The sequence below is a fragment of the Notoacmeibacter sp. MSK16QG-6 genome, assembly GCF_024158145.1.
Taxonomy (GTDB): domain Bacteria; phylum Pseudomonadota; class Alphaproteobacteria; order Rhizobiales; family Rhizobiaceae; genus Notoacmeibacter.
In genome coordinates this window covers 57,082-81,829 of the sequence record NZ_JAMYXM010000005.1, presented here as the reverse complement: position 1 = coordinate 81,829, position 24,748 = coordinate 57,082, and the positions used below count along the sequence as shown (strand labels likewise).

General features: G+C 59.4%; 23 protein-coding genes and 2 pseudogenes. 19 read left to right on the top strand and 6 right to left on the bottom strand.

The genetic code is table 11. The features are described 5' to 3' along the window. The first annotated feature begins 51 nt into the window (after positions 1–51). From NIM86_RS14100 to NIM86_RS14085, 4 genes are read left to right on the top strand one after another with little or no spacing between them, the layout of a single operon-like run. A complete protein-coding gene (locus NIM86_RS14100) occupies positions 52–786 on the top strand; it encodes a PIG-L deacetylase family protein (protein WP_253383071.1) in 735 nt (244 codons plus the stop codon). Positions 787–825: 39 nt separating this feature from the next. Next, the gene (locus tag NIM86_RS14095; RefSeq protein WP_253383070.1) at positions 826–1,794 is read left to right on the top strand and encodes a VOC family protein; all 969 of its coding nucleotides are present in this window, start codon (positions 826–828) and stop codon (positions 1,792–1,794) included. Between the two features lie 4 nt (positions 1,795–1,798). Further along, complete coding sequence (locus NIM86_RS14090) at positions 1,799–2,506, top strand: 4-carboxy-4-hydroxy-2-oxoadipate aldolase/oxaloacetate decarboxylase (RefSeq protein WP_253383069.1); 708 nt, start codon at positions 1,799–1,801, stop codon at positions 2,504–2,506. Continuing rightward, positions 2,499–3,596, top strand: a complete 1,098-nt coding sequence (locus NIM86_RS14085) for a 4-oxalomesaconate tautomerase (protein WP_253383068.1) — start codon at positions 2,499–2,501, stop codon at positions 3,594–3,596. Before NIM86_RS14090 ends, NIM86_RS14085 begins: the two co-directional genes overlap by 8 nt. A gap of 125 nt (positions 3,597–3,721) precedes the next feature. On the opposite strand, the gene NIM86_RS14080 is transcribed toward NIM86_RS14085, so the two are convergent. Further along, positions 3,722–4,579, bottom strand: a complete 858-nt coding sequence (locus NIM86_RS14080) for a LysR family transcriptional regulator (protein ID WP_253383067.1) — start codon at positions 4,577–4,579, stop codon at positions 3,722–3,724. A gap of 94 nt (positions 4,580–4,673) precedes the next feature. Here NIM86_RS14080 and NIM86_RS14075 point away from each other — a divergent pair, with 94 nt between their 5' ends. Then, positions 4,674–5,072, top strand: coding sequence for a tautomerase family protein (locus tag NIM86_RS14075; protein WP_253383066.1), 399 nt, complete (start codon positions 4,674–4,676; stop codon positions 5,070–5,072). 105 nt (positions 5,073–5,177) lie between these two features. Here the strand turns inward: NIM86_RS14075 and NIM86_RS14070 are convergent, their stop codons facing one another. Then, positions 5,178–7,556, bottom strand: a complete 2,379-nt coding sequence (locus NIM86_RS14070; protein WP_253383065.1) for a transketolase — start codon at positions 7,554–7,556, stop codon at positions 5,178–5,180. A 131-nt stretch (positions 7,557–7,687) separates the two neighbouring features. On the opposite strand from NIM86_RS14070, the pseudogene NIM86_RS17280 reads away from it, so the two are divergent. The 10 genes and pseudogenes from NIM86_RS17280 to NIM86_RS14025 all read left to right on the top strand — a co-directional run. Next, positions 7,688–7,825, top strand: a pseudogene (locus NIM86_RS17280) (Lrp/AsnC family transcriptional regulator); the annotation flags it as partial. Positions 7,826–7,831: 6 nt separating this feature from the next. Then, positions 7,832–8,146 carry an Lrp/AsnC family transcriptional regulator gene (locus NIM86_RS14065; RefSeq protein WP_371872912.1) on the top strand — a complete coding sequence of 105 codons (315 nt, stop codon included), beginning with the start codon at positions 7,832–7,834 and terminating at the stop codon, positions 8,144–8,146. Between the two features lie 131 nt (positions 8,147–8,277). Then, the gene (locus NIM86_RS14060) at positions 8,278–9,450 is read left to right on the top strand and encodes a Xaa-Pro peptidase family protein (RefSeq protein WP_253383062.1); all 1,173 of its coding nucleotides are present in this window, start codon (positions 8,278–8,280) and stop codon (positions 9,448–9,450) included. Between the two features lie 197 nt (positions 9,451–9,647). Beyond that, positions 9,648–10,394 (top strand): transporter substrate-binding domain-containing protein, encoded by a 747-nt coding sequence (locus tag NIM86_RS14055; protein ID WP_253383061.1) that lies wholly within the window; start codon positions 9,648–9,650, stop codon positions 10,392–10,394. A 105-nt stretch (positions 10,395–10,499) separates the two neighbouring features. Beyond that, positions 10,500–11,189 carry an ABC transporter permease subunit gene (locus tag NIM86_RS14050; RefSeq protein WP_253383060.1) on the top strand — a complete coding sequence of 230 codons (690 nt, stop codon included), beginning with the start codon at positions 10,500–10,502 and terminating at the stop codon, positions 11,187–11,189. Further along, complete coding sequence (locus NIM86_RS14045; protein ID WP_253383059.1) at positions 11,186–11,878, top strand: ABC transporter permease subunit; 693 nt, start codon at positions 11,186–11,188, stop codon at positions 11,876–11,878. Before NIM86_RS14050 ends, NIM86_RS14045 begins: the two co-directional genes overlap by 4 nt. A 40-nt stretch (positions 11,879–11,918) precedes the next feature. Then, a complete protein-coding gene (locus NIM86_RS14040) occupies positions 11,919–12,668 on the top strand; it encodes an amino acid ABC transporter ATP-binding protein (RefSeq protein ID WP_253383057.1) in 750 nt (249 codons plus the stop codon). A gap of 62 nt (positions 12,669–12,730) precedes the next feature. Continuing rightward, the gene (locus NIM86_RS14035) at positions 12,731–13,978 is read left to right on the top strand and encodes a pyridoxal-phosphate dependent enzyme (protein ID WP_253383055.1); all 1,248 of its coding nucleotides are present in this window, start codon (positions 12,731–12,733) and stop codon (positions 13,976–13,978) included. 66 nt (positions 13,979–14,044) lie between these two features. After that, complete coding sequence (locus NIM86_RS14030; protein WP_253383053.1) at positions 14,045–15,439, top strand: M20/M25/M40 family metallo-hydrolase; 1,395 nt, start codon at positions 14,045–14,047, stop codon at positions 15,437–15,439. Positions 15,440–15,455: 16 nt separating this feature from the next. Next, the gene (locus NIM86_RS14025) at positions 15,456–16,469 is read left to right on the top strand and encodes a succinylglutamate desuccinylase/aspartoacylase family protein (protein ID WP_253383051.1); all 1,014 of its coding nucleotides are present in this window, start codon (positions 15,456–15,458) and stop codon (positions 16,467–16,469) included. Here NIM86_RS14025 and NIM86_RS14020 read toward each other — a convergent pair. The 4 genes and pseudogenes from NIM86_RS14020 to NIM86_RS14005 all read right to left on the bottom strand — a co-directional run bounded on the left by NIM86_RS14020 (position 16,461) and on the right by NIM86_RS14005 (position 19,368). Further along, positions 16,461–17,231, bottom strand: coding sequence for a GntR family transcriptional regulator (locus tag NIM86_RS14020; RefSeq protein WP_253383049.1), 771 nt, complete (start codon positions 17,229–17,231; stop codon positions 16,461–16,463). The two genes, NIM86_RS14025 and NIM86_RS14020, sit on opposite strands and share 9 nt — an antisense overlap. Before the next feature lie 74 nt (positions 17,232–17,305). After that, positions 17,306–17,797 (bottom strand): UTRA domain-containing protein, encoded by a 492-nt coding sequence (locus NIM86_RS14015; RefSeq protein WP_253383264.1) that lies wholly within the window; start codon positions 17,795–17,797, stop codon positions 17,306–17,308. A gap of 9 nt (positions 17,798–17,806) precedes the next feature. Then, positions 17,807–18,007 (bottom strand): annotated as a pseudogene (locus NIM86_RS17275) (GntR family transcriptional regulator); the annotation flags it as partial. Continuing rightward, positions 18,004–19,368, bottom strand: coding sequence for a formimidoylglutamate deiminase (locus tag NIM86_RS14005; RefSeq protein WP_253383047.1), 1,365 nt, complete (start codon positions 19,366–19,368; stop codon positions 18,004–18,006). The pseudogene NIM86_RS17275 and the gene NIM86_RS14005, both read right to left, overlap by 4 nt. Positions 19,369–19,446: 78 nt before the next feature. Between NIM86_RS14005 and hutI the strand changes: the two genes are divergently transcribed. From hutI to hutU, 4 genes are read left to right on the top strand one after another with little or no spacing between them, the layout of a single operon-like run. After that, entirely contained in the window at positions 19,447–20,646 is a 1,200-nt protein-coding gene (gene hutI / locus NIM86_RS14000) for an imidazolonepropionase (RefSeq protein WP_253383045.1), read from the top strand. Further along, the gene (hutH, locus tag NIM86_RS13995; RefSeq protein WP_253383043.1) at positions 20,643–22,178 is read left to right on the top strand and encodes a histidine ammonia-lyase; all 1,536 of its coding nucleotides are present in this window, start codon (positions 20,643–20,645) and stop codon (positions 22,176–22,178) included. Before hutI ends, hutH begins: the two co-directional genes overlap by 4 nt. After that, positions 22,178–22,969 carry an N-formylglutamate deformylase gene (gene hutG, locus NIM86_RS13990; protein WP_253383263.1) on the top strand — a complete coding sequence of 264 codons (792 nt, stop codon included), beginning with the start codon at positions 22,178–22,180 and terminating at the stop codon, positions 22,967–22,969. The genes hutH and hutG overlap by 1 nt, the downstream gene beginning before the upstream one ends. 24 nt (positions 22,970–22,993) lie before the next feature. Continuing rightward, a complete protein-coding gene (hutU, locus tag NIM86_RS13985) occupies positions 22,994–24,667 on the top strand; it encodes a urocanate hydratase (RefSeq protein ID WP_253383041.1) in 1,674 nt (557 codons plus the stop codon). The last annotated feature ends 81 nt before the right edge of the window (positions 24,668–24,748 follow it).

Below are 24,748 nucleotides of genomic sequence, written 5' to 3'. Positions count from 1 at the left end.
GCGGTGTGCCTCTCCATGAAATGTCTGCACCCCATCGATAAGGAGACCGCCATGCCCACCGGCAAGACTGCTCTGGTCATTTCAGCCCATGCGGCGGATTTCGTCTGGCGCTGCGGAGGCGCCATCGCCCTCCACGCCGATAAGGGCATCGGCATCACCGTTCTATGCCTGTCCTTTGGCGAGCGCGGTGAGAGCGCCAAGCTCTGGAAGCAGGAAGGGATGACGCTTCAGACCGTGAAGGATGTGCGTCGGCGCGAAGCAGAGGACGCCGCCCAAGCGCTCGGCGTCGCCGATCTCGTCTGTCTGGATCTCGGCGATTACCCGCTCGATTTCTCCCGCGACAACAAGATGAAGATTGTTGACGTGATCAGAAAGGTCCAGCCGACCTTCATGCTGACCCACTCGCAATACGATCCCTACAACACCGATCACATGAACACGACACAGGCAGCGCTCGAATGCCGCATGATCGCGCAGGCATGGGGTCACAATCCCGGCGAGAAGGTGCTCGGCGCGCCGCAGATGTATCTGTTCGAGCCACACCAGACCGAGCAGATGGGCTGGAAGCCCGATACGTTTCTCGACATCACCCCGGTATGGGAAAAGAAACGCGCGGCGATTGAGTGCATGCGGGGACAGGAGCACCTCTGGGAGTACTACACCCGGGTCGCCCAGCAGCGCGCCAACCATTTCAAGCGCAATTCGGGTGGTCAGTCCGGCGGACGCGACTGCCGGTATGCCGAAGGGTTCCAGTCGATCTTTCCGCGAACGGTCGATGAACTCTAGGCCGCACGCTCCATTAAAACGGAAAGGATGGAGGATCTAATGAACGCGCTGGCAGAACCCTGCTTCGACATTGCCCATCTCGCCCATGTCGAAATGCTGACCGACAAATTCGAAGAAAGCCTCGACTTCTTCACCCGCATCTACGGACTCAAGCTGTCCGGTCGGGATGAAAACTCGGCCTATCTGCGGGCTTGGGACGACTACGAATATGCCAGCCTGAAACTCACCCGCGCCGAGACGACCGGCATTGGCCATGTGGCGTATCGCGCCAGCTCCCCCGAGGCGCTGGAGCGCCGTGTGGCGGCCATCGAGGCATCCGACTTCAAAGTGCATGGCTGGATCGATGGCGATGATAGCCATGGCCGCGCCTTCCGCTTTGAAGATCCCTTCGGCCATGTCTTCGAGATCTATTACGACACGGTCTGGTACGAACCGCACGAAGCGGCGGACAAGGCCGTGCTCAAGAACACCGCATCGGCCTATACCGGCGCGCCGCCGCGCCGGCTCGACCATCTCAACCTCCTTGCCGAGGACGTCAGCGAGTTTCGGCGCTTCATGGAGACATGTCTCGGCGCGCGCGTGACGGAAATGATCCAGCTCGACAATAGTCGGATCGGCGGGTACTGGTTCACCGTCAACAACAAGACCTACGATCTGGCCTGTACAGAAGAACATGGAAAGGGCAGGGCGCGGCTGCACCATGTGACCTACGCCGCCGACCAGCGCGAGGATATCCTTCGCGCGGCCGACATCTTCCTGCAGAACGGCGTCCACATCGAGACCGGCCCGCACAAGCATGCGATCCAGGGCACCTTTTTTCTTTACGTTTGGGAGCCGGCAGGCAATCGCGTCGAGATCGCCAATGCCGGCGCGCGGCTTATCCTTGCGCCCGACTGGCAGCCCATCGTCTGGACGGAAGCTGAGCGGAAAAAGGGGCAGGCCTGGGGGCTGAAAACGATCGAAAGCTTCCACACCCATGGCACGCCACCTGTCAAAGGCGAGGAATAATTCGATGCCTTTCGATCCACGGAGCCTGGCTCCGAACACCCCCGGCTATGTCGTCCAGAACATCGAGCGCGCCGAATCCGCGATTATCGACGGTCTCGGCAAGGCCGGCGTTGCCACGGTTCACGAGGCCCAAGGCCGTATCGGCTTACTCTCCAGCCACATGCGTCCGATCTATGCCGGCGCGCTGATTGCCGGTTCCGCCGTCACCATCTCCTCACCGCCGGGCGACAATTGGATGCTCCATGTCGCGATAGAACAGCTCCAGGAAGGCGATGTGCTCGTGCTCTCGCCGACCAGCCCCTGCGATGATGGCTATTTCGGCGATTTGCTTGCGACCTCAGCGATGGCGCGCGGCTGCAGGGGTTTGATTATCGACGGCGGGGTCCGCGATACGAAGGACCTTCAGGAAATGGGTTTTCCCGTCTGGTCGAAAGCCGTTTGTGCGCAGGGAACCGTCAAGGAAACGCTCGGCTCGGTAAACGTTCCCGTCGTTTGCGCCGGAGCCCTTATCGAACCGGGCGACGTGATTGTCGCCGACGATGATGGGGTATGCGTCGTCAAGCGTAACCGGGCGGCCGCCGTTCTGACCAAAGCCGAAGAACGGGTGGCCAATGAGGAGGCCAAGCGCCAGCGCCTCGCCTCCGGCGAGCTTGGCCTCGACATATACGGCATGCGCGAGCGGCTTGCCGAAAAAGGCCTCAAATATGTCTGACGGGCCGGACCCGGATTACGAAGAGGACGGGATCGCCTGTCTCTGGATGCGCGGCGGAACGTCCAAGGGAGCCTATTTCCTCAAGGAGGACATGCCGAAGCAGGAAAGCGCCCGCAACGATCTTCTGCTGCGCATTATGGGCTCACCGGACCCCCGGCAGATCGACGGTATCGGCGGCGCGGACCCGCTGACCTCGAAGGTGGCGATTCTTTCGCCGTCGACACGCGATGACGCCGATGTCGACTATCTCTTCCTGCAGGTCTTCGTCGATCAGGCCCGCGTCTCCGATGCGCAGGGCTGCGGCAACATTCTCGCCGGGGTCGGCCCGGCCGCCATCGAACGCGGCCTTGTTTCGGTCGCTGGCGACGAGACGCCGGTCCGTATCCACATGCTGAATACCGGCGAGGTCGCCAAGGCCGTGGTTCAGACGCCGGGCGGCCGCGTCTCGTATGCCGGCGACGCGACCATCGACGGCGTGCCCGGCCATCATGCGGCGATACCGCTAATGTTCACCAATATTGCGGGATCGATGTGCGGCGCTTTGCTGCCGACAGGCAATGCGGTCGACACGATCGATGGCGTCGAAGCCACCCTGATCGATAACGGTATGCCGATTGTCGTGATGCGCGCGAGCGATCTCGGCGTGACGGGCAGGGAAACCCGCGAAGCGCTGGAAAGCAATTCCGATCTGAAAGCGCGGCTCGAGGCGATCCGGCTCACGGCCGGACCAATGATGAACCTCGGCGATATATCGGAAAAAACCGTGCCGAAAATGACCCTGGTTTCCAGGCCGCAATATGGCGGGACCATCAGCACCCGAAGCTTCATCCCCCATCGCTGCCACGCGACCATAGGAGTGTTCGCTGCCGTTTCGGTCGCCACCGCCTGCACACTGAAAAATACGCCCGCTGGCGATCTGGCAACACTGCCCGCCGATACCGGTTTTTGGATAGAGCACCCGACGGGCGCGGCCGAAGTGCTTATCGAGCGCGATGAGAACGGAGCGGTCGTCGTCGCCGGTACGCTGCGCACCGCGCGCAAACTGTTCGATGGCCGGGTCTTTCCGCCACGGCGAGTCAACCAGATCTGATCGCAAGGTGTGCGTGGGTGGAGCGCGCATTCAATGAAATTTTATTTTCAAACGACAAGCGGCTTATCATCCGCCGCCATTGTCAGGCGGCGGCTTTGCAATCTTCGCCGAGTAGGCTGGAGCCATTACCGCTTTGTCGTGTCCCTGAAGACATGGGAGAGAATATCGAGCGCTCTGCGTGCCCTGTCATCCTTTTCTCGGGTGTGGACCACGATTGGGAGACGAGGCAGGTCAGGCAGCTTCAGTCGCGGGCCAAGATCGACGGCGCCGGCAGGCAGCATGCGTTTCGCGATAGCCGCAATGCCGACCCTGGCCATGACGGCAGCGGCGACCGTCGTAACACCGCCGCCGACAAAGGCATCCGTCCATGCAATACCAGCCTCGTCAAGAAGACGACATGCCATCGACCGCACGCCGCATGGCTCGGGCATTGTCACGAGAGGAAGCGGCTCGCCGGGACGACGATGCCAACCATCGGCCGCATACCAGCCGAATTTCTCCTCGGCTATCGTTTTGCCATCGCTTCTGCCCACATGAAACCGAACGATCACTGTGTCGAGCTCCCGCCGATCGAAACTCTGCAGCAGTTCACCGGACGTCCCGATCCGGATTTCAATCAGCAAGGCTGGGTCCTGCGTATTCATACGCGAAATCAGCGTGGGCAACTCTGGACCGGCCACATGGTCGCTGATCCCGATCGTCATACGTCGCCTCTGCTGTGAGACGACCGCGATAGCCCTGTCATGCGCTTCAAGGAGTTCGCGCGCCCGGTCCAGAAACGCAGCCCCTTGCGCGGTGAGTTGGACGGATCGGGGCGTGCGGGCGACGAGACCACAGCCAAGCGCTTCTTCCAGCCGCTTGAGCTTCAGGCTCATAGCAGATTGCGTCGTATCGAGGTTTTCAGCCGCTCGGGTAAAGCTGCCCAGATCCACGATGTTCACAAAAGCGCGGACGGCATCGAGGCTCAAGACCGTGTCTTTCATTTCAATCTGAAATTTCTGATATCTATTCCATGATGTTTTAAAATACTTGGCATTTGGCTATCCGTGAAGACTCTAATCGCGCGGAGTATCGATCATGCCATTCGTCCAAGTCTCAATGCAGTCCGGGAAATCGCCAGCCTACCGCCAGTCGATCCTCGACGGCCTGTCTCAGGCCCTTCAGGACACGCTTCAGGTGCCGGAGGGAGACGAGTTCATGACGATAACCGAGCATGAGCCGGAGAACTTCCGGTTCGGGCACGCCTTTGGCGTCCAGCGAACAGGCGATCTCCTCTATATCGCCATCACATTGTTCGACACGCGAACCATCGAGCATAAGGCCGAATTTTTCCGGCGGGTCGTCGAGCTACTCTCCAAAAATCCCGGCATTCGTTCGGAGGACGTGTTCATCAATGTCTATCCCACGCCTAAAGAAAACTGGTCCGTTGGGAACGGAGAGATGCAGTTTGGTCCTGAAAAAATCTCGCACGGATGACGAGGAAGGGTTTGGAACTCGCGCGCGCGTCTGGACTGCCAAACACCGCGCTTGCACCATTCCGCCGAGTTTCTGGGACATCCTGGCGGGATTCAAACAAGATGTCTAGGCGTAGATTGAAACACCGATCTTCCGCCCTGCCGTCAATTCGCTGACCGATTGCACGATTGAGTGGCGGTCGATGCCGAAATGGCGGTACACATCGCCGATTGTCCCGGTCTGTCCGAAATGCTCCACCCCATGGGAGATCGTCTGATGCCCGGCGACTGACCCGAGCCAGGCGAGCGTGGCGGGGTGGCCGTCGATCACGGTAATCAACTGGCAGTGGCTGGGCAGATCGCCGAGCAATTGTTCAACATGGCTGAGTGCGTCGGACTGACCACGTGCACGGGCCCGCTGAGCGGCGGTCCAGCCCGCGTTAAGACGGTCCGCGGAGGTGACTGCCAGCACGCCGATATCACGCCGATGCTCTCCCGCCATCCCCGCGGCAGCGATTGCTTCGTCCGCGATGGCACCCTGATAGGCAATCACGACGGAGGCGTTTGGACCCGGCTTACGTAACCAGTATGCCCCGTTGATGGCGCCGGTGCGAAACTGGTCATCTACTCGCTTGCCGGGCTGTTCCAGCGCTTTTGTAGACAGGCGAAGATAGACGGAACCGCCGGTTTCGTCGCGCAGCCAAGTCTGTTCGTCCGGATCGCCGCTGCCATCGCGCTGCATGTAGTCGAAGGCCCATTGCATGATAACGGCCAGTTCGTCGGCAAAAGCGGGTTCGAAGCTGGCCAGCCCGTCAATAGCAATGCCGGTAAGCGGCGTGCCGATGGACTGGTGGGCGCCCCCCTCAGGCGCGAGGGTGACGCCCGAGGGGGTGCCGACGATCATAAACCGTGCATTCTGGTAACAGGCGTAGTTCAGCGCATCGAGCCCACGGTGGATAAACGGATCGTAAACCGTGCCAATGGGGATGATCCGCCGTCCAAAGAGCTGATGCGACAGACCGGCGGCCCCGAGCAGAAGAAACAGGTTCATCTCGGCGATGCCGAGTTCCAGGTGCTGACCCTCAGGAGTGAAGTCCCATTTGGCAGTGGAGGGAATCCGGTTCTCACGAAAAACGTCGGGTTGTTCCTTGCGGGCAAACAGCTTGCGCCGGTTTACCCACGGGCCAAGTGAGGTCGTGCCGGTCACATCGGGTGATGTCGTCATCAGGCGAGCGGCAAAATCGGTGCCGCCCTTTGCCAGATCGTCGAGAATCTTTCCAAAAGCCGTCTGGGTCGAAGTTTCTCGCTCGGTCGTGATGTCGATAGTGGGCGCGGATATCTTTGCGTCGTCAAACCGGCGTTTCCCGTGGGAGAAAAAGGGAACGTCGTTCAGAAAGGCCTTCAGGCCGGGCACGTCCTCGACCGTTGCGAAAAGCTCCCATTCCTGACCCTCCGGCACCCGCATATGCGCCTGCCATTCGGCCATCTGGGACTTGGTCATAAGCCCACCGTGATTATCCTTGTGGCCGGCGATGGGGGTGCCCCAACCTTTGACCGTGTAGGCCAGGAAGCAGGTTGGGCGGTCGTCTTGAACACCAGCGAAGGTCTCAGCCAGCGTGTCGACACAATTACCGCCAAGGTTTTCCATCAGCGCCGCCAGTTCGCTGTCGCTACGCCGGTCGATCAGCTGGTTCACATCGCCTTGGTCTCCCAGGTCGTCCAGCAGACGTTTTCTCCAGACCGCGCCTCCCTGATAGGTGAGGGCCGAATACTCAGCGTTGGGACAGGAATCGATCCAATCTCGCAGGCGTGCGCCACCGGCTTCGTCAAAGGCCGCCCGCTGCAGGGCGCCATACTTGATCCGAACGACGTTCCAGCCGAAGGCGTCGAAAATTTTCTCTACCCGCTCAAACAACCCTTCGCGCACGATGCCGTCCAGCGATTGGCGGTTATAATCCACTATCCACCAGCAATTGCGCAGATCGTTCTTCCAGCCTTCCTGCAGGGTTTCGTAGATATTGCCCTCATCCAGTTCGGCATCACCGACGAGCGCGACCATTCGTCCCAGCTTCAGACCGTCGCCCCAATTCTTGGCCGACACATAGTCCTGAACCAGCGATGCGAAGGAGGTGATGGCGACGCCGAGGCCGACAGAGCCGGTGGAGAAATCCACATCGTCAATGTCCTTGGTGCGCGAGGGATAGCTCTGGACGCCGCCATAACCGCGGAACGCCTTCATCTTATCCAGCGTCTGGTTGCCCATCAGATATTGCATCGCGTGAAAAACCGGCGATGCATGCGGCTTTACCGCCACACGGTCTTCAGGGCGGAGCGCGTGGAAGTAGAGCGCGGTCATGATCGACACCATGGATGCCGAGCTGGCTTGATGGCCGCCGACTTTGATGCTGTCCACCTTGGGGCGGATGTGGTTCGCGTGATGGATCATCCAATGCGACAGCCAAAGCAATCGCTGCTCGATGAGCTTGAGTTCGGGATGGTGGGTCATGCAATCCTCCTATCGCACAGATTAGCGCGAACGCGGTGCGGATACCGCGTAAAATCACGGGTGATTTGGAGGAATTTGGATGGTATCAGCCACGAAATCTTCAAAATACGCTGAAAATAGGTGCGATTGGGATGGCTCTTGATCAAATCGACTATCAAATTCTCCGAGAACTTCAGATTGATGCGCGTCAATCTCATCAGGAGTTGAGTGAGAAGGTAGGGCTATCGCCTTCTCCTTGCGCGCGCAGGATCCGCAAACTGGAAACGGACGGCTTCGTGACGGCTTACGAAGCGCGGATCGACGAAACGAAAATGGGGTTCGGATTCAGCGTCTTCGTTTCGGTCAAACTGGACCAGCAGATCGACCGAAGACTGGTCGATTTCGAAAACGAAGTCCTCCTGTGCCCCGAGATAGTCGAATGCTGGCTCATGACCGGAAGCTTCGATTATCTGCTGCGGTTGTCGGTGGCGGATCTGGACGATTTCGAGAAATTTCTGACTGGACGTCTGACCAAGGTCCCAGGCGTTGCTTCCATTGAGTCGTCCGTGCCGATCCGACGCGTCAAAAACCAGCCTTCGCGCATCCGCTAGGTTGATCACCCACCCATATGGACTTGTCACGCAATGTCACATTGGCGGAGGATGAGGACAGGCGGCTTGGACCTATTGTTATCGGTAGTTTCGACGGCCTCTCCGAATAACGATGTATTGAAGTGGATGGAATGGACGAGGTAGAGAGCATGCTGTCGCTTGCGCAGGCGGTGCGGGACAAAGTCTTCGCGGCACTTCCGGCGGATGCGGAGCTTGTCGTATCCTGCGATCCGCTCAACAAGGCCTATCTCTCAGGCTATGTAAGCATCGCCCATGATCTGGCGCCGGCCTACCGTTCCGCCGTTCTTGCAACGCGCGGGACAGCGGCGTTGGTGACAAGCGCAGCCGATGCCGCCCCCGCGTTCGAGGCGCTTGGCCGGGCTGAGCTGATCCACCGTTATGGAGAGTTTTATTTCGATCGCGAAGAAAGCACCCTGGACGCCCTGACCCAGCCGGCGCCTGCACTATTCGAAGTGGCTTTCACCGCAGCACTGGCGACCCACAAGGGGCAGGGACGAATTGGGATCGACCGGTCAGACGACGATCTGCTTTGGCGTCTCTGCACTGAGATATTCGGCGAGAGCCGGATTCTGGATGTAACTCAGCAGTTGCAGGCCTGTCGGGCGGTAAAATTGCCTGGAGAGGTCGCCCGACTGCGACAAGCGGCAGAGTGCGTGGAAGCCGGGTTTGCAAAGATTATGCAGACTGCCCGTGCCGGGATGACCGAGTTGGATCTCGCGGCGATGATTGCGGAAAGCATTGTCGCCGGGGGCGGAGTGCCGAGGTTCGTCTCTGTCACTTCGGGACCCCGATCGGCGCTGGCGGACGCTTACCCAACCGGCAGAACAATTGCGCAGGAAGAGACGATCCGCATCGACGCAGGCTGTACCCATAACGGTTACTGGTCGGATATCGGCCGCACGCTGGTATTCGGTAGCCCGGGTCAGCGGCAAAGTGACATTTACGGCGCCCTTTTACGTGGTCTCGAAGCAATGCTGGATCAACTGAAGGAGGGCGTTGTGGCGCGCGATCTCTTCGAGATTGCGGTCGGAACCGTTCGAACAAACGGCATTCCTTCTTATCGGCGGCAGCATTGCGGCCATGGCATCGGCTTGCGGTCCTACGACTCTCCAACGGTCGCGGCTCACGACGATACTGTGCTGATGGCAGGCATGTGCCTCTGTCTTGAAACGCCTTACTACATACTTGGTTGCGATGGGATGATGGTGGAGGAAACCGTCATGGTCACACCGGACGGCTTCGAGCCGATCACGACCCTGTCGCGTGAGTTCCTGTCCATCTAGCATCGCCGCAAGGCCTGGAAATATCCGTGCAGATGCAGCCGTAAGACGGCTCTATTCCAGAAATCGTTCCTTTCAACGCCATGGGCCGCCCTCCGCATGGCGACTATCGAAACTTCACCGTTGACAAACAGCACTGCTGCCGACAATCTATTTGTAGTTACAAATGATGACGGCGAACCTGAACAGGAGTTCCATCCATGAAAAGTACGGTTTTAACTTTAGTTGCAGGCCTGATGGCCGCGGTATCCGGAACATCTTTCGCCGAGGCGCGCGATCTGGTTCTGGCCAACGAAGGTGGCTTCCCACCCTACAATATGACCAAGGCGGACGGTACGCTGGAGGGATTCGACATCGATATCGGTACGTCGATCTGCGAGATCATCGACGCGAATTGCAGCTGGGTCACGAATGAATGGAGCGGGATCATACCTGCTCTAATGGCCGACAAGTTCGACGTCATCATTGGCGGAATGGGTATCACCGAGGAGCGCCGCAAGACTGTGGTCTTCAGCGAGCCCTATGCGCGGACCTACTCTTTCTTCGGCGTTGTCGAGGGGACCGAGCTGGAGACGACACCGGAAGGCCTGACCGGAAAGACTGTTGGGGTTCAGCAGGGAACGACGAATGCCAAATACCTCGAAGCAAACTATCCCGACACCAAGTTGCAGCTTTATCCGTCCATGGACGCGCTAATCGCAGACCTGAAAATTGGCCGTGTGAACGCGGTTTTCGGCGATGTCGAGCCCTTTACGGGCGGCGAAGGCGAAGGTCCCAATCTTGTAGAGATCGGCGACCCGGTCGCTGTGTCAGAGGGTGTTGGCATGGCATTCCGTCCGGAAGACACGGCCCTGCGCGACGAGTTCAATGCAGCCCTGCAACAGATGAAAGACGACGGGACCTGGAAGAAGCTCTCCGCCAAGTGGGGCATTCCCGTTTACGAATAACCTTTTCCCCGAGTGGAATTGGACGAGACCGGCAGGAAAATGGGTCGCAGTCGGCAAGCCTGGCTGTGGCCTGTCCGGCCCGCGATCCGGGAAGGTTGAACGCGCTTGCTTGACTATCTGACATCCGGCTGGGGTCTGCAGTTTCTCCGAGCCATCGGCACGAGCCTGACAGTCGCAGCACTCAGTTTCGTCTTCTGCATCCTGATCGGCATTCTCTGTACGCTCCTGTCCCGAAACGACTTTCGTGGCAGCGCGTCATTGGTGAACCTCTACACCTACGTCTTCCGCAGCTTGCCGGACATTCTGCTTCTAATCCTTATTTTCTACTCGCTCGATGGCGCCATCCAGAGCCTTCTAAATCGCTTGCCTGGGAGCTCAGACATTCGATTGAACGCCTATGTCCCGGCCATCATGTCAACCTCGATCGTACTCGGCGCCTACGCAACCGAACTCTTCAAAGCGGGCTGGGCTGACATTCCGAAAGGTCAATTCGAAGCCGGACAAGCGCTTGGCTTCACCAGGGTTCAGTCACTCGTCCTGGTGATCCTGCCTCAGGTCTACCGAAAGATCATTCCGCATCTGGGTTCGCTCAGCCTGATCAGCATGAAGGAGACTGCGCTACTCAGCGTCATCGGTATCCCCGACATCGTTCGAACGGCGTCTATCGGAGCGCGATCCACCGGGTCACCCTTTGTCTTCTACGGCATCGCCATCGCCATCTTCGTGATTTTCGCCATCCTATGCTCAAGGGTCTTTGCCTATCTTGAAAGCCGCGCGCGGGCAGGTGCGCAATGACTGTGCTTCTCGGCTATCTCCACGAGATATTGCAAGGCCTGACGACCACGCTCAGTCTTTTCCTGATCTCACTCGTCATCGGCTTTGTGGCGGCAACCATCGTCGCGGCCTTTCAGATCCGATTTCCCGGTGTTTTGGCCGGCGCCGTCTGGAGCCTGATGTTCTGCATTCGTGGCGTTCCGCTTCTACTGATCCTCTATGTGGTCTATTACGGTTTTCCCCTGCTGCCGTTCATCCGAGAGACCGCGCTCTGGACAGTCTTCGCCAGTCCCTACTGGTGCGCCATCATCTGTCTTGCCTTCGTGGAAATGGCCTTCACCTCGGAAATCATCCGGGGCGCCTATTACCAAACACCCAAGGAACAGGTGGAGGCGGCCAGATCGCTCGGCCTTTCCAGTTTCCAAACCTTCAGGGTCGCTATTCTACCCGCAATGCTGCGCAACGGTTTTCCGCCCTATACGACCGAGGTGATCCTGCTGTGCAAATCCACGGCCCTGGCATTCACGATCACGGTCATGGACATCATGGGTTACGCAAATGAAATCCGCGCGCGAACGCTGGACATCTACCAGCCGCTCCTGATCGCGGGCGCAATCTATATCTGCACCGTGGTCGTAACCCGGCTGATCCTTTCCTCCCTTTTCAACATGATCGCCGTCGGCGGCGCCGAAACTGCGGATCAGAAATGAGCCAAGCCACCATACTCACATCGAACAAGAGATCATCACCATGACCGAAGGATCACCGGCACCGGCCATCGAGATCTCTTCCATGAGCAAATGGTTCGGACCCTTCCAGGTTCTCGACGATATCGATCTTAAGGTTATGCCTGGCGAGCGGATCGTTGTCTGCGGTCCCTCCGGGTCCGGTAAGTCGACGATGATCCGCTGCATCAACGGCCTGGAACCTTTTCAGAAGGGCAGAATCGCTGTTCACGGGCAAGAGCTGATCCAGAAAGCGCGGACTTTGGACGCCGTACGCAAGAATGTCGGCATGGTGTTTCAGCAGTTCAATCTGTTTCCGCATCTGACGGTGCTGGACAACTGCACTTTGGCGCAGCGCTGGGTTCATAAGGTGCCGCGTGCAGCCGCTGAAAAGATCGCCATGGCGCAACTCGAAAAGGTGCGCATCCCCGAACAGTCACGCAAATACCCATCGCAACTGTCCGGCGGCCAACAGCAGCGCGTGGCAATCGCACGATCACTCTGCCTGAGACCGAAGGTGATGCTGTTTGACGAACCGACTTCGTCGCTCGATCCGGAAATGGTGCGCGAAGTGCTGGATACGATGGCTGATCTGGCGCGGGACGGCATGACGATCATTTGCGTCACCCATGAGATGGGCTTTGCCCGCGGCATCGCCGACCGGATCGTCTTTATGGATCAGGGAAAGGTCGTCGAAGAGGCGCCGCCCGCGGAATTCTTCGACAAGCCCCGAGAGGCAAGGACGCGGAAGTTTCTTGATCAGGTCGTCAGATGACGGCGGAGGCGGATCGGCTCCGAACGGCGCCGGCAACGATACCGATATATGGAAACACCCCTATGAACCTGCATTTCGAAACTCGCTCTCTGGCAACGGTGCAGCGCTCTCTGGCGGCCGATGCAAAAGACTACCCGCTTCTGCCTGCGCTTCTTAGCGGATGCCCCGCCAGCGCGACGGAAGCCATGCAATACCCGCTGGAGCTCGACTACGACTACGGAAGTGTTCGCGACGCGACTTTCAGGCGCGGCAGCACATGGACCGACTGGGAAGAACTGCTACCGCCCCGTCATCCGAGGGCCGACATGCCTGTCGGCGGCACGCCTCTGGTGGATGTTTCCACACTTGCCCCCGCGCATCTGGCCGACCGACGTATCCTGATGAAGGATGAAAGCCGCAACCCGACATGGAGCCACAAGGACCGCCTCAACATCTTTACGGTTAGCGCCGCGCTTTTCGAAGGAGCGAAGACTATCATTGTGGCCTCGTCCGGCAATCACGGTGTGTCGGCGGCGGCGATGGCCGCGCGGGGCGGGTTGAACTGTGTCGTTCTGACTATGCCCGATGTCAGCGGAGCCTTTCGCGACATGCTTTTCGGCTATGGTGCTTTCCCTGTTTTCCTGAAGGCAGACGACCGATGGCCCGCAATGCGTGCATTGTCGGAATTGCCCGGCATGTACCCTGTCAGCAACCTGACCCCTGCCCATACCGGCCATCCCTGGGGACCGGAAGGTTACAAGACCATCGCCTACGAGATTTTGGCAGATCTGGACGGGGTCGCGCCTGCAGCCATTGTTGTGCCTACCGGCTATGGCGAAATGCTTTACGGAATCTACAAGGGGTTCCGGGAGGCTCGCCTGCTGGGCCATATCGACCGATTACCACAATTGGTGGCGGTCGAGCCTGCTGCACGCGGGCCGGTCCATCATGCTTTAGAGCAAGGTAAGATGACGGTAACCGTTGCGCCTGGGCCAACAATCCAACTCGGCACAGCGACCACGGTGAACGGATACCGCCCCATTGCTGCGCTTCACGAGAGCGACGGCCTGTCGTTGCTCGTTGATGACGAAGCGGCACAGACGGCTCACAGAAGATTGGCAGGGCAGGGCCTGTGGCAGGAGGTATCCTCGGGGGCGTCATTGGCGGCACTCGATCAGATCGAGGGTTTCGAGACTGAAGGGCCTATCGTCCTGATGGGCTGTTCCACCGGTCTGAAGGAGCCGAACGAACCGATGCAATTCAAGGCGAGCGGAGCGGACCTACAAGATCTGAAGGCCGTCTTGGAACGGGACTACGGATTTAAAATCTGAGCATTGCGAACCCGTTTGAGAATTAGCCAGACCGATACTGATTGATCCGAAAGGGACTGCAGACCCATGAGCGACCTTAACGACGTCCTTTCGCGCATTGACGCCGAGCGGGAACAGACACTGGCCGAGTTCGTCCAACTTTTGGAGATTCCTTCAATCTCAAGCGATCCTGCTGGCTCCGCCGGGATCGCAGAAGCTGCCGACTGGCTGAAGAAAAAGCTGTCGGGTATGGGATTCGACGTACGCGTGGTCGTAACGGAAGGTCACCCGTTGATTCTCGCCCATTCCAGCGCGGAGGATGAGGGGCGGGGCCCGCGCATGCTGTTTTACGGTCACTACGACGTGCAGCCCGTGGGTGAGGAAGACCAGTGGACTTACCCGCCCTTTAAACCCACGCTGGTGAAAGAGGGCGACATCACCCGTATCTATGCGCGTGGCGCCTCGGACAGCAAAAGCCAACTCTGGAGCTTTATCGAGACGCTGCGCTGCTGGCATCTGGTGCATGGATGCTTTCCCGGGCCAGTCACGATCCTCCTGGAAGGGGAGGAGGAATCCGGCTCCGCCAGCCTTCCCGCCTTTATCGAAACGCACAAAGAGGATTTGGCCTGTGACGTCGCCTTCATTTGCGACTCCGACATGTGGTCGCCGACACAACCCGCCGTGACCACTCAGCTCAAAGGCCTGCTACATGAGAAAGTGACGCTTCACGCCCCCAACCCCGACATGCATTCGGGATATTTCGGCAACGTGGCAGCCAATCCGATCCGCATCCTTTCGGGTCTGCTTTCTGCCTTGCATGATGAAGAGGGGCGCGTCGCGATCGATGGCTTCTACGACGATGTGAAAGATATTCCTGTAGCGTTGCGAGAACAGTGGCAAAGTCTGTCGAGAGCATCCTACCATCTGGAATCGGCGGATCTGCGGGGCGGGATTGTCGAGAACGGCTACACGCCCTTGGAGGCGATCTGGGGGCGCCCAGCTCTGGACATCAACGGGATAACCGGAGGCAATCAGGGACCAGGGGAACGCTCGGTGTTACCAGCCTCAGCCACCGCTAGAATTTCGTTTAGACTGGTGGCCGGACAGGAGCCTGCGACCGTTCGAAACCGGTTCCGCGACTTCATCCGATTGCGGATACCTGAGGGGTGCCGGGTGGAGTTCGAAGGCGGCGAGGGAAGCCGGGCTCTGGCGATGTCGCCGGAAAATCCCTTTGTCCAGGCCGTCTCCCGCGGCATGGAACGGGAGTGGCGCACTCGGACGATCCTGAAAGGCAGTGGCGGTTCGATCCCGCTGGCAGAGATGTTCAGTGACGTGCTGGGAATCGACTGCATTGTGTTGGGCTTCATCCTTGCAAGTGACGCAATCCACGCGCCGGATGAGCATTACGATACCGAACGCTTGCACCGAAGCATCCGCAGTTGGGCGTATATTTTGGACGAAATCCAGTCGATGCGGGAATAGGACACAGCGAAACGTCATGAGCAGTCAGGTCTGGACATCCATTGATTTTGAAAAGCCGGGGTTCCAGGCGGATTTCGCGCGTGTGCCGAACTCGTCGAATACGTCCGCCTATGGTTGGCTGCCCGTGCCGATGCTCTGTTTTAACGGAGGCGAAGGCCCTACGCTGCTACTGACAGCCGGGACACATGGTGACGAATATGAGGGCCAGATTGCTCTACGGCGGTTGATCCGTACGCTTGCCGATACAGAACTTCGAGGGCGGGTCATCGTGTTGCCTGCGCTAAACCAGCCCGCTGTGATAGCCGGACGCCGCAATTCGCCGCTTGACGGCGGCAACCTGAACCGGCTGTTTCCCGGCAGTGACGATGCCGGGCCAACGGCGATGATCGCGCAATACATCACGGAAGTGCTATTTCCGCTCACCGATTATGCGATCGACCTGCATTCCGGCGGCTCTTCCCTTGATTACCTTCCCGTGGCATTTGCTCATCGCGGTCGCACGGCAGAGCAATCCGCACGGCTCGACAGGCTGCTGGAATGCTTCGCAGCGCCGAATACCGTGCTGACCGACGGGCGCGGCGGAGGCGGAACCACAACCTTGTACGCCAGTGCCAACGCTCATGGCATTGCGGCGATGACCACCGAGTTAGGCGGCGGGCCTGGCCTGTCGCCAGCGGGCGTGACCCTAGGCGAGGCAGGAGTACGGCGGGTGCTGCGCGACCTGCGGATCGCGCCTGGACTGGATGCGCCCGATCCGCAGCGGACGCGGCATCTGCGCATGCTCCCGCCAGTTATGACCGTCTACGCTTCCGCCAATGGTCTGTTCGAACCCTGTGTGAAAGTCGGGCAGGAGGTTCAAGCCGGAGAGATCGCCGGGCATCTTCATGGGTTCGATGATGTCACGAGACCGTCTGAAACGCTTCGCTTTCAAAGCGGCGGGATTGTGATCTTTCGCCGCTTTCCTGTTCTGACGGCTCCGGGTGATGCACTGGCCGGTCTCGCTGCACCAGTCACGAGGGGTTCAGCTTGAATTCTCAACCGGCAGAAGGGGATTGAATTCGCCTGTGAACTCGTGCCGGTAGCCAGGAAAGGACAGTCGCACCCACGTGACTGCATCATCATTGGCAAAGCTGCGGCGTTCGGAGACGAGTACCGGCTCTCCCGCGGCAAGCCCCAACGCCTGAGCGATCCTTCGCTCCGGCATGGCGGCGCGGACGGTATTGACCAGCCGGGTGCTCGGCAGCCTCGCCAGTAGCCATTCGTTGGGCAGATCGCGGTTAAAGGATGCGTCTTCAACCTCAGGCACCACGGAAATTTGAATCAGCCGCTCTTCGAAAACTTCGCCAATATCGTTTGCCTTGTGCACGAGGGCAATCCACAACAAGCGTTCTTTAGAGCTGACCTCAGGCCAGACTGCAATTTCCTTTCCTGAGACTATTCGCCGCTCCAGCACCTGGAAGCTATAGCTCTTGCCTGCGCTTTCGATGATCTGGCGGATATCGATGACACCGATTACCGCATGATTGTCGCTGCGTTCGCTGACAAATGTGCCGTGGCGACGTCGGCGCGTGATCACCTTGGTGTTCACGAGATTCTTGAAGACCTTTACCAGAGGCGAACGCGATACGCCCAGATGCGCCGCCAGTTCTTCTTCGGTCGGAAGACGGTGCCCCGGAGGCCATGCCCCGCTTTGTATCTTGTTCCGGATCGCTCGTTCGATCTGCTGATAGGGCGGACCTTCGCCGTCCAGGACCAGATCGGTAAGTGAGTTATCGGTGAATGTCTCATCCATAGCGCCATAATAAATTGTCCGCCGGCACTATTGAAAGTACAAATCGAACTTGGCGTCGAGGCCCGGTGCCTACATCAAATTCTACTGATCATCCGATATCCAGGCGCGTAAAAAAGGACCACGGAAGTGATTGGCACGTCCTTGTTCCAGGTAATCCGGTTTACGGTAAAGAGCGCAGAGCCCGCTTCTGCTTCGAGAAGTTCCGCTAGCTCGGAATCTGCATTTGTGGCCGAGAAGGCGATGTCACCGCTGGTATATGGTGCATTCTGAATCAGCCATTCATTGGAGCTCATCGCTGCAAAATCTGCCGTCTCGGCCCCCGCGATGGCGTCGATATTGATCCAACGGTCCTCTAGTAAGAACGGCTGGTTATCGGCGAAATGCAGACTGCGGACATGCCGCATTGTGGTTTCCGGTTTCAACCCCAGCCTTCCGCTGACACCAACCGGCGGAACGGTAATCGCCGTCTCAACCAGAGCATGCCGCCATTCGGCGCCACGTTGTTCCACCTCAAGCTGAATGATCGGAATATCAAGCACGATCCGACTAGTAGGGTGCTGGGCCACGCGGGTCCCCGCTCGGCGCCTGCGGTCCAAGAGACCGGCCTCGGCCAATTCGCGCATGGCCCGGTTTACGGTCGTCCGTGCGCAGCCAAATTCTTCAGCCAGATCGGCCTCGTTTGGCACGGCACTTCCAGGCAGCCACTCCCGTTCGTTGATCCGGCGCAGAAGTTCCGCCTGAACACCGCGCCAGGAATTCGTACTGTTTTCCGTCATATCCTCTCCAGGAGGGAGGTCGCGACCTTTCGATAAGTCGCTTCGATCCGAGCGCGCGCTACGTGGCGGCCTTCGCGAACCATGTGGCGCCCTGCCGTCCAAAGATCGCTCACCATCCGGTCGTCGCCTGCGAAAACATAAGCGTCAAGCAGCGTATCCCCCGCCTTGCCCTCCAGGTCAACCGCCTCGGTATTCAGCGCCAGGAGATCGGCCCAGTGCCCAACGGCAATTTCGCCTGATCGGCGCCCCAGCGCCTGCGCTCCGCCGCGTACCGCTTCATCAAAGAGCAGCCGGCCGGTGGACCGGTCAGCACTGCTGAGTATCGCCCGGTGTCGGTCGCGCAATCGCTGGGAATATTCCAGCGTCCTGAGTTCCTCCGATAAAGCGATGCGGATGTTAGAGTCCGACCCGATGCCAAAGCGCCCGCCCTCGGCAAGAAACCCGGCGGCATTGAATATTCCGTCACCGAGGCTCGATTCCGTTATCGGGCAGAGACCCGCAACGGCCCCCGTTCGAGCCAGGCGGACGGTTTCAGTTTCCGTCATCTGCGTGCAATGAATGAGGCACCAGCGCGAGCTTACCTCATGGTGATCGAGCAGCCAGTGCACCGGGCGCTGACCATAGGCTGCCTGCACCTCATCCACCTCGGCGACTTGCTCGGCAAGATGCATGTGCAGCGGCCCCTCGGTCGCCAGTGAAATTACATCAGCCAATTCCTCTCGGTTCACGGCCCGGAGAGAATGTGGGGCGACGCCGATCCCGCTATCGGAAGAGAGCGTGTCGACGATCTTTTCGGCCCGAGAATATAGCTTGGCAAAGCGTTCCAACCGGTTCCCAAACCGGGCCTGACCTCGTCTCAGCGGTGCCCCGTCACATCCGCCCTGGCCGTAAAGCACCGGCAGCAAGGTGAGACCGATTCCGCTTTGCTCGGCCGCGGCGGCGATCCGGGCCGACAGCTCGCCGATATCATCGTAGGGTGTGCCATCGGGCTGGTGATGCAGGTAGTGAAACTCTCCAACCGAGGCATAGCCTGCCTCCATCATCTCCATCTGCACGTAGGCGGCGATGGCCTCAATATCCTCTGGCGTCAGTTCTTCGAGGAAGCGGAACATCAGCTGACGCCAGGTCCAGAAGGTGTCGCGGCCTTCAGGGCCTCGTCGTTCGGTCAGCCCGGCCATCGCCCGCTGAAAGGCATGGGAATGTAAATTGGCCGGCGCAGGCAAAAGCACATCAACCCGCGTATCGAGGCGTGGAGCATCAGACGTAACGGCGGAAATCCGACCGTCTTCGTCAATCTCGACAGCGACCGACTGCCGCCATTGCCCCCCGACCAGAGCCTGATTTGCCCAGATATGCTGCATGATTAACACCATTGACAAGATAATATGTGCATACATAATATCAATAACGGTAATTTATCAAGAGTCGAGGAGGGTCATATGCTGCTGGTCAACGCGCGATTAGCGACGATGGTGCGGGGCAGTATCCCTTACGGCCTCATCGACAGAGCTGCGATTGCAATCGAAGACGGTAAAATCCTCTGGTGTGGCCGCGAAGCAGAGCTTCCTACCACCTTCGGCAGGGATGCACGACAGGACCTTGGCGGGGGGCTCGTCACCCCAGCTTTGATCGACTGCCACACGCATCTGGTCTTCGGTGGTAACCGTGCGCAGGAATTCGAACTGAGGCTGAATGGTGCCAGCTACGAGGACGTTGCGCGTAACGGCGGCGGTATCCTTTCCACCGTAATGGCCACGCGCGAGGCAGATGAAGACAGCCTTCTGGCAGATGCACTCACCCGGGTTGATGCGCTGATTGCGGAAGGAGTGGCCACGATCGAAGTGAAGTCCGGCTATGGCCTTACTGTCGCCGATGAACTCAAGATGCTGCGCGTTGCCAGGCGGATCGCTGACGAACGGCCGGTGCGCATTCGCACCAGCTACCTTGCCGCGCATGCCATTCCGCCGGAGTTCAAAGGGTCCCCCAATGCCTATCTCGAACGCGTCGTGCTACCGGGGCTTGAACAGGCGCATACCGAGGGGCTGGTCGACGCGGTCGACGGATTTTGCGAAAGCATCGCCTTTGCACCCCATGAAATCGAGCAGGTCTTCGATAAGGCGCAAGGTCTAGGTCTGCCAGTCAAGCTGCATGCCGAACAGTTGTCCAGCCTTGGCGGCGCGGCACTGGCCGCACGACATGGAGCGCTTTCGGCGGATCATCTCGAATATCTCGACGCCGCCGGCGTGACCGTCATGGCGCAGTCCGGCACGGTCGCGGTGCTTCTGCCCGGCGCGTTCTACACTCTGCGAGAGACGCAGCTTCCGCCGGTCAATCTACTGCGCAATGAAAAAGTGCCGATTGCCTTAGCCACCGATTGCAATCCTGGCTCCTCGCCGCTCGCCTCTATCCTGCTGGCAATGAATATGGGCGCGACCCTGTTTCGGCTGACCCCACAAGAGACGCTGGCTGGTACTACTCGCAATGCTGCGCGGGCGCTCGGCCTTGAAGATTGCGGCGTGATCGCGCCGGGCAAACGGGCCGATCTGGCGATCTGGAACGTCGCAGATCCGGCAGAACTTTCCTACCGCATCGGCTTCAACGCGCTGCACCGGCGCATCTTTGGCGGAGATTTTTCATGATGCTGACCCCGGGCGCGGCGACGCTGAACCAACTTGCCGCGATCTACCTTGCCAATGCATCTGTGGAGATTGACCCCGCATGCCGCTCCGCCGTTGATAAAGCAGCGGAACGGGTGGCCGAGGCCGCTGATGGCGACGCGGCAATCTATGGCGTCAATACCGGTTTCGGCAAGCTGGCCAGCATCCGCATAGGATCAAAGGACACCGCCCGCTTGCAGCGTAACTTGATACTGTCTCATTGCTGCGGCGTGGGAGAGGCGACGCCTGCACCGGTCGTTCGACTGATGATGGCGTTGAAACTGCTGTCGCTCGGCCGTGGCGCATCAGGCACACGCTGGGAGACCCTCGCGCGGATCGAGGCAATGCTGGCGGCGGATATTCTGCCAGTAGTGCCCGCTCAAGGCTCAGTCGGCGCATCCGGCGATCTTGCCCCTTTGGCGCATATGGCGGCCGCGATGATCGGGGAAGGGGAGGTCGTCCACGGAGGCAAAATCATCGCCGCGTCGGAGGCACTGGCCGCTGCCGGACTGGCGCCTATCGTGCTCGGCCCGAAAGAGGGCTTGGCGCTGATCAACGGCACCCAGTTCTCCACCGCCTATGCATTGGCCGGATTGTTTGAGGCCTGGACCGCCGCCAGATCCTCCATCGTAACCGGTGCGTTGTCGACCGACGCGATAATGGGATCGACCGCACCATTTGAAGCCGAAATTCACACCCTGCGTGGCCATCGCGGACAGATCGACGTGGCGGCCATCCTGTGGTTACTCATGAAGGGATCGTCGATCCGCGAAAGCCACTTGGAGGGCGATAAACGGGTCCAGGACCCCTATTGCATCCGTTGCCAGCCACAAGTCACGGGTGCGGCGGTCGATCTCCTGCGACAGGCGGCCCGAACTTTGGAGGTCGAGGCCAATGCGGTTACCGACAACCCACTGGTTCTGACCGCGAAAGGAGGAATCGTTTCGGGCGGTAACTTCCATGCGGAGCCGGTCGCCTTTGCCGCCGACCAGATCGCCTTGGCGGTGGCAGAGATCGGGGCGATATCGCAGCGCCGTGTCGCATTGATGGTCGATCCCACCCTTTCCTTCGACCTGCCTCCGTTTCTTGCGTCCGACCCCGGCCTGAATTCCGGCTATATGATCGCCGAGGTCACTTCGGCCGCGCTGATGAGCGAAAACAAGCATTTGGCGAACCCTTGTTCAACGGATTCCACACCGACCAGCGCCAATCAGGAAGACCATGTCTCCATGGCCGCCCACGGTGCGCGACGACTGATGCGGATGACGACAAACCTGATGCAGATCCTCGGCATCGAACTGCTATGTGCTGCCCAAGGGATCGAGTGCCGCACCGGATTCCGGTCTAGTGAGGTTCTGGAAGCGGTCATCGCCCGGCTGCGCCGCGATTGTAAACGGCTGGAACAGGACAGATATTTAGCCTGCGATCTTACCCTTGCGGCCAATCTGATACGTACCGGCGAGATCGCCGAGGTCGCGGGCATTAGTGACCAGCTCCGCCTCGAGGCTGCATGATGGAGCCGGTCACCGTCTCTCGTGGGGATAGCTGCCTCGTACTCGCCATGCCGCATGCCGGCACTTGGCTTCCCGCCGGGGCGCGAGCCGCGCTAAACGAAACCGGCCGCGCTCTTGCTGATACCGACTGGCATATTGACCGGCTCTACGCCGGTCTGATCCCGCAGGCGACCATCGTTCGCGCCAACTTCCATCGCTACCTTATCGACGCCAATCGGGATCCCGGCGGACAAAGCCTATACCCTGGCCAGAACACTACGGGCCTTTGCCCGGAGACCGATTTCGACGGCCTGCCGCTATATGAAGAGGATCGGTTCCCAAATCCGGAAAAGCTTCAGGCCCGACTCGCGGCTTATCACGCATCCTATCATACAGCGCTTGCCGCCGAGCTCGACCGATTGCGCAAGCTCCACGGCGTGGTCGTGCTTTATGATTGCCACTCCATCCGCTCGAATATCCCGTTTCTTTTTGAAGGCAAGCTGCCCGATTTCAATATCGGCACCAATGGCGGTGTGACCTGCGCGCCAGTGATGGAAGCGGCGACGGTTGATCTCTGCGCCGCAGCCGAAGGGTATACCCATGCTCTCAACGGCCGTTTCAGAGGCGGCTGGACCACGCGCCACTATGGTTGTCCCGATCAGGGCATCCACGCGATCCAGATGGAACTGGCCCAGTCCGCCTATCTGCAAAGCGAGGCAGCGCCATTCGCCTACGACCCGGCGAAAGCCGACCGGCTACGCCCGCATCTCACAACCATTCTCGAAACGCTTATCGCCTTGGCCAAGGCGTAAGGCGACAGTGAAAGAGCCGATCCGATGACTCAGACCCGCCGCAACATCCGTGATATCTTTCCACCCACCGGAACGGAGATCACTGCGAAAAGCTGGCTGACCGAAGCGCCGATGCGGATGCTGATGAACAATCTCCATCCCGATGTGGCCGAAAACCCGCATGAGTTGGTCGTCTATGGCGGGATCGGCCGCGCCGCCCGCAGTTGGGAGGATTTCGACAACATCGTCGCCAATCTCAAGACGTTGGAGGACGATGAGACCCTGCTGATCCAGTCGGGCAAGCCAGTCGGCATTTTCCGCACACATGCCGACGCGCCACGCGTATTGATTGCCAATTCGAATATCGTGCCGCATTGGGCCAACTGGGACCATTTCAACGAGCTCGATAAAAAAGGGCTGATGATGTACGGGCAGATGACTGCCGGATCCTGGATCTACATCGGCACTCAAGGTATCGTTCAGGGCACTTACGAGACCTTCGCAGAGGCGGGCCGCCAGCATTATGACGGTGATCTGACCGGCAAGTGGATTCTCACCGGCGGCCTTGGCGGGATGGGCGGTGCCCAGCCTCTTGCCGCTGTGATGGCCGGTGCCTGCTGTCTGGCTGTCGAATGCGACCCGACACGGATCGATTTCCGGTTGCGCACCCGTTATCTCGACGAAAAGGCCGATACACTCGATGAAGCGCTGTCGATGATCGAGACTTGGACCCAAGCTGGCGAAGCAAAATCCATTGGCCTTCTTGGCAACGCCGCCGACATTTTCCCAGAGCTCGTCCGGCGCGGTGTACGACCTGATATCGTGACCGATCAGACGTCTGCTCACGATCCGGTCAACGGCTATCTTCCGCAGGGCTGGACAATGGCCGATTGGCGCAACAAGCGCGAGAGCGATCCCAAGGCTGTCGAGAAGGCGGCACGCGCCTCAATGAAGGTGCATGTCGCCGCGATGGTGGATTTCTGGAATGCAGGCGTGCCGACGCTCGATTACGGCAACAATATCCGTCAGGTCGCACGAGAGGAGGGGCTCGATAACGCATTTGCCTTCCCCGGTTTCGTGCCAGCCTATATCCGCCCGCTTTTCTGCAAGGGGATTGGCCCGTTTCGCTGGTGTGCCCTCTCGGGCGATCCAGAGGATATCTACAAGACCGACGCCAAAATGAAGGAGCTCTTTCCCGAGAATAGCCATCTTCACAACTGGCTGGACATGGCCCGCGAGCGAATCGCCTTTCAGGGCCTACCTGCGAGGATTTGCTGGATCGGGCTGGGCGACCGGCACCGCGCTGGTCTGGCCTTCAACGAAATGGTGCGAAAGGGCGAGCTGAAGGCGCCGGTCGTGATCGGCCGTGACCATCTCGATTCCGGCTCCGTCGCCTCGCCGAATCGCGAGACAGAGGCGATGAAGGATGGCTCGGACGCGGTCTCCGACTGGCCACTGCTAAACGCGCTGCTGAACACGGCATCGGGGGCCACCTGGGTATCGCTACATCATGGCGGCGGTGTCGGCATGGGCTTCTCGCAACATGCCGGCATGGTGATCTGTGCCGATGGCACTGAAGAAGCCGCCCGGCGGTTAAAGCGGGTGCTGTGGAACGATCCGGCTACCGGTGTCATGCGCCATGCCGATGCAGGTTATGATACTGCGAAAAACTGGGCAAAGGCGCAGGGTCTCAAGCTGCCGGGTCTTTCTGACGTTTAGTATCGCATGACGCGGAATGTCCGGGTGATCCGCGCCATGATTTCGGGCGCATCTGTCATCTGCGGCGCCAACTCGGGCCGG

Coding starts and splice junctions, on each gene's coding strand:
- NIM86_RS14100 (WP_253383071.1), top strand. CDS start 52: ATGCCCACCGGCAAGACTGCTCTGGTCATTTCAGCCCATGCGGCGGAT.
- NIM86_RS14095 (WP_253383070.1), top strand. CDS start 826: ATGAACGCGCTGGCAGAACCCTGCTTCGACATTGCCCATCTCGCCCAT.
- NIM86_RS14090 (WP_253383069.1), top strand. CDS start 1,799: ATGCCTTTCGATCCACGGAGCCTGGCTCCGAACACCCCCGGCTATGTC.
- NIM86_RS14085 (WP_253383068.1), top strand. CDS start 2,499: ATGTCTGACGGGCCGGACCCGGATTACGAAGAGGACGGGATCGCCTGT.
- NIM86_RS14080 (WP_253383067.1), bottom strand. CDS start 4,579: ATGAAAGACACGGTCTTGAGCCTCGATGCCGTCCGCGCTTTTGTGAAC.
- NIM86_RS14075 (WP_253383066.1), top strand. CDS start 4,674: ATGCCATTCGTCCAAGTCTCAATGCAGTCCGGGAAATCGCCAGCCTAC.
- NIM86_RS14070 (WP_253383065.1), bottom strand. CDS start 7,556: ATGACCCACCATCCCGAACTCAAGCTCATCGAGCAGCGATTGCTTTGG.
- NIM86_RS14060 (WP_253383062.1), top strand. CDS start 8,278: ATGGACGAGGTAGAGAGCATGCTGTCGCTTGCGCAGGCGGTGCGGGAC.
- NIM86_RS14055 (WP_253383061.1), top strand. CDS start 9,648: ATGAAAAGTACGGTTTTAACTTTAGTTGCAGGCCTGATGGCCGCGGTA.
- NIM86_RS14045 (WP_253383059.1), top strand. CDS start 11,186: ATGACTGTGCTTCTCGGCTATCTCCACGAGATATTGCAAGGCCTGACG.
- NIM86_RS14040 (WP_253383057.1), top strand. CDS start 11,919: ATGACCGAAGGATCACCGGCACCGGCCATCGAGATCTCTTCCATGAGC.
- NIM86_RS14035 (WP_253383055.1), top strand. CDS start 12,731: ATGAACCTGCATTTCGAAACTCGCTCTCTGGCAACGGTGCAGCGCTCT.
- NIM86_RS14030 (WP_253383053.1), top strand. CDS start 14,045: ATGAGCGACCTTAACGACGTCCTTTCGCGCATTGACGCCGAGCGGGAA.
- NIM86_RS14025 (WP_253383051.1), top strand. CDS start 15,456: ATGAGCAGTCAGGTCTGGACATCCATTGATTTTGAAAAGCCGGGGTTC.
- NIM86_RS14020 (WP_253383049.1), bottom strand. CDS start 17,231: ATGGATGAGACATTCACCGATAACTCACTTACCGATCTGGTCCTGGAC.
- NIM86_RS14005 (WP_253383047.1), bottom strand. CDS start 19,368: ATGCAGCATATCTGGGCAAATCAGGCTCTGGTCGGGGGGCAATGGCGG.
- hutI (WP_253383045.1), top strand. CDS start 19,447: ATGCTGCTGGTCAACGCGCGATTAGCGACGATGGTGCGGGGCAGTATC.
- hutH (WP_253383043.1), top strand. CDS start 20,643: ATGATGCTGACCCCGGGCGCGGCGACGCTGAACCAACTTGCCGCGATC.
- hutG (WP_253383263.1), top strand. CDS start 22,178: ATGGAGCCGGTCACCGTCTCTCGTGGGGATAGCTGCCTCGTACTCGCC.
- hutU (WP_253383041.1), top strand. CDS start 22,994: ATGACTCAGACCCGCCGCAACATCCGTGATATCTTTCCACCCACCGGA.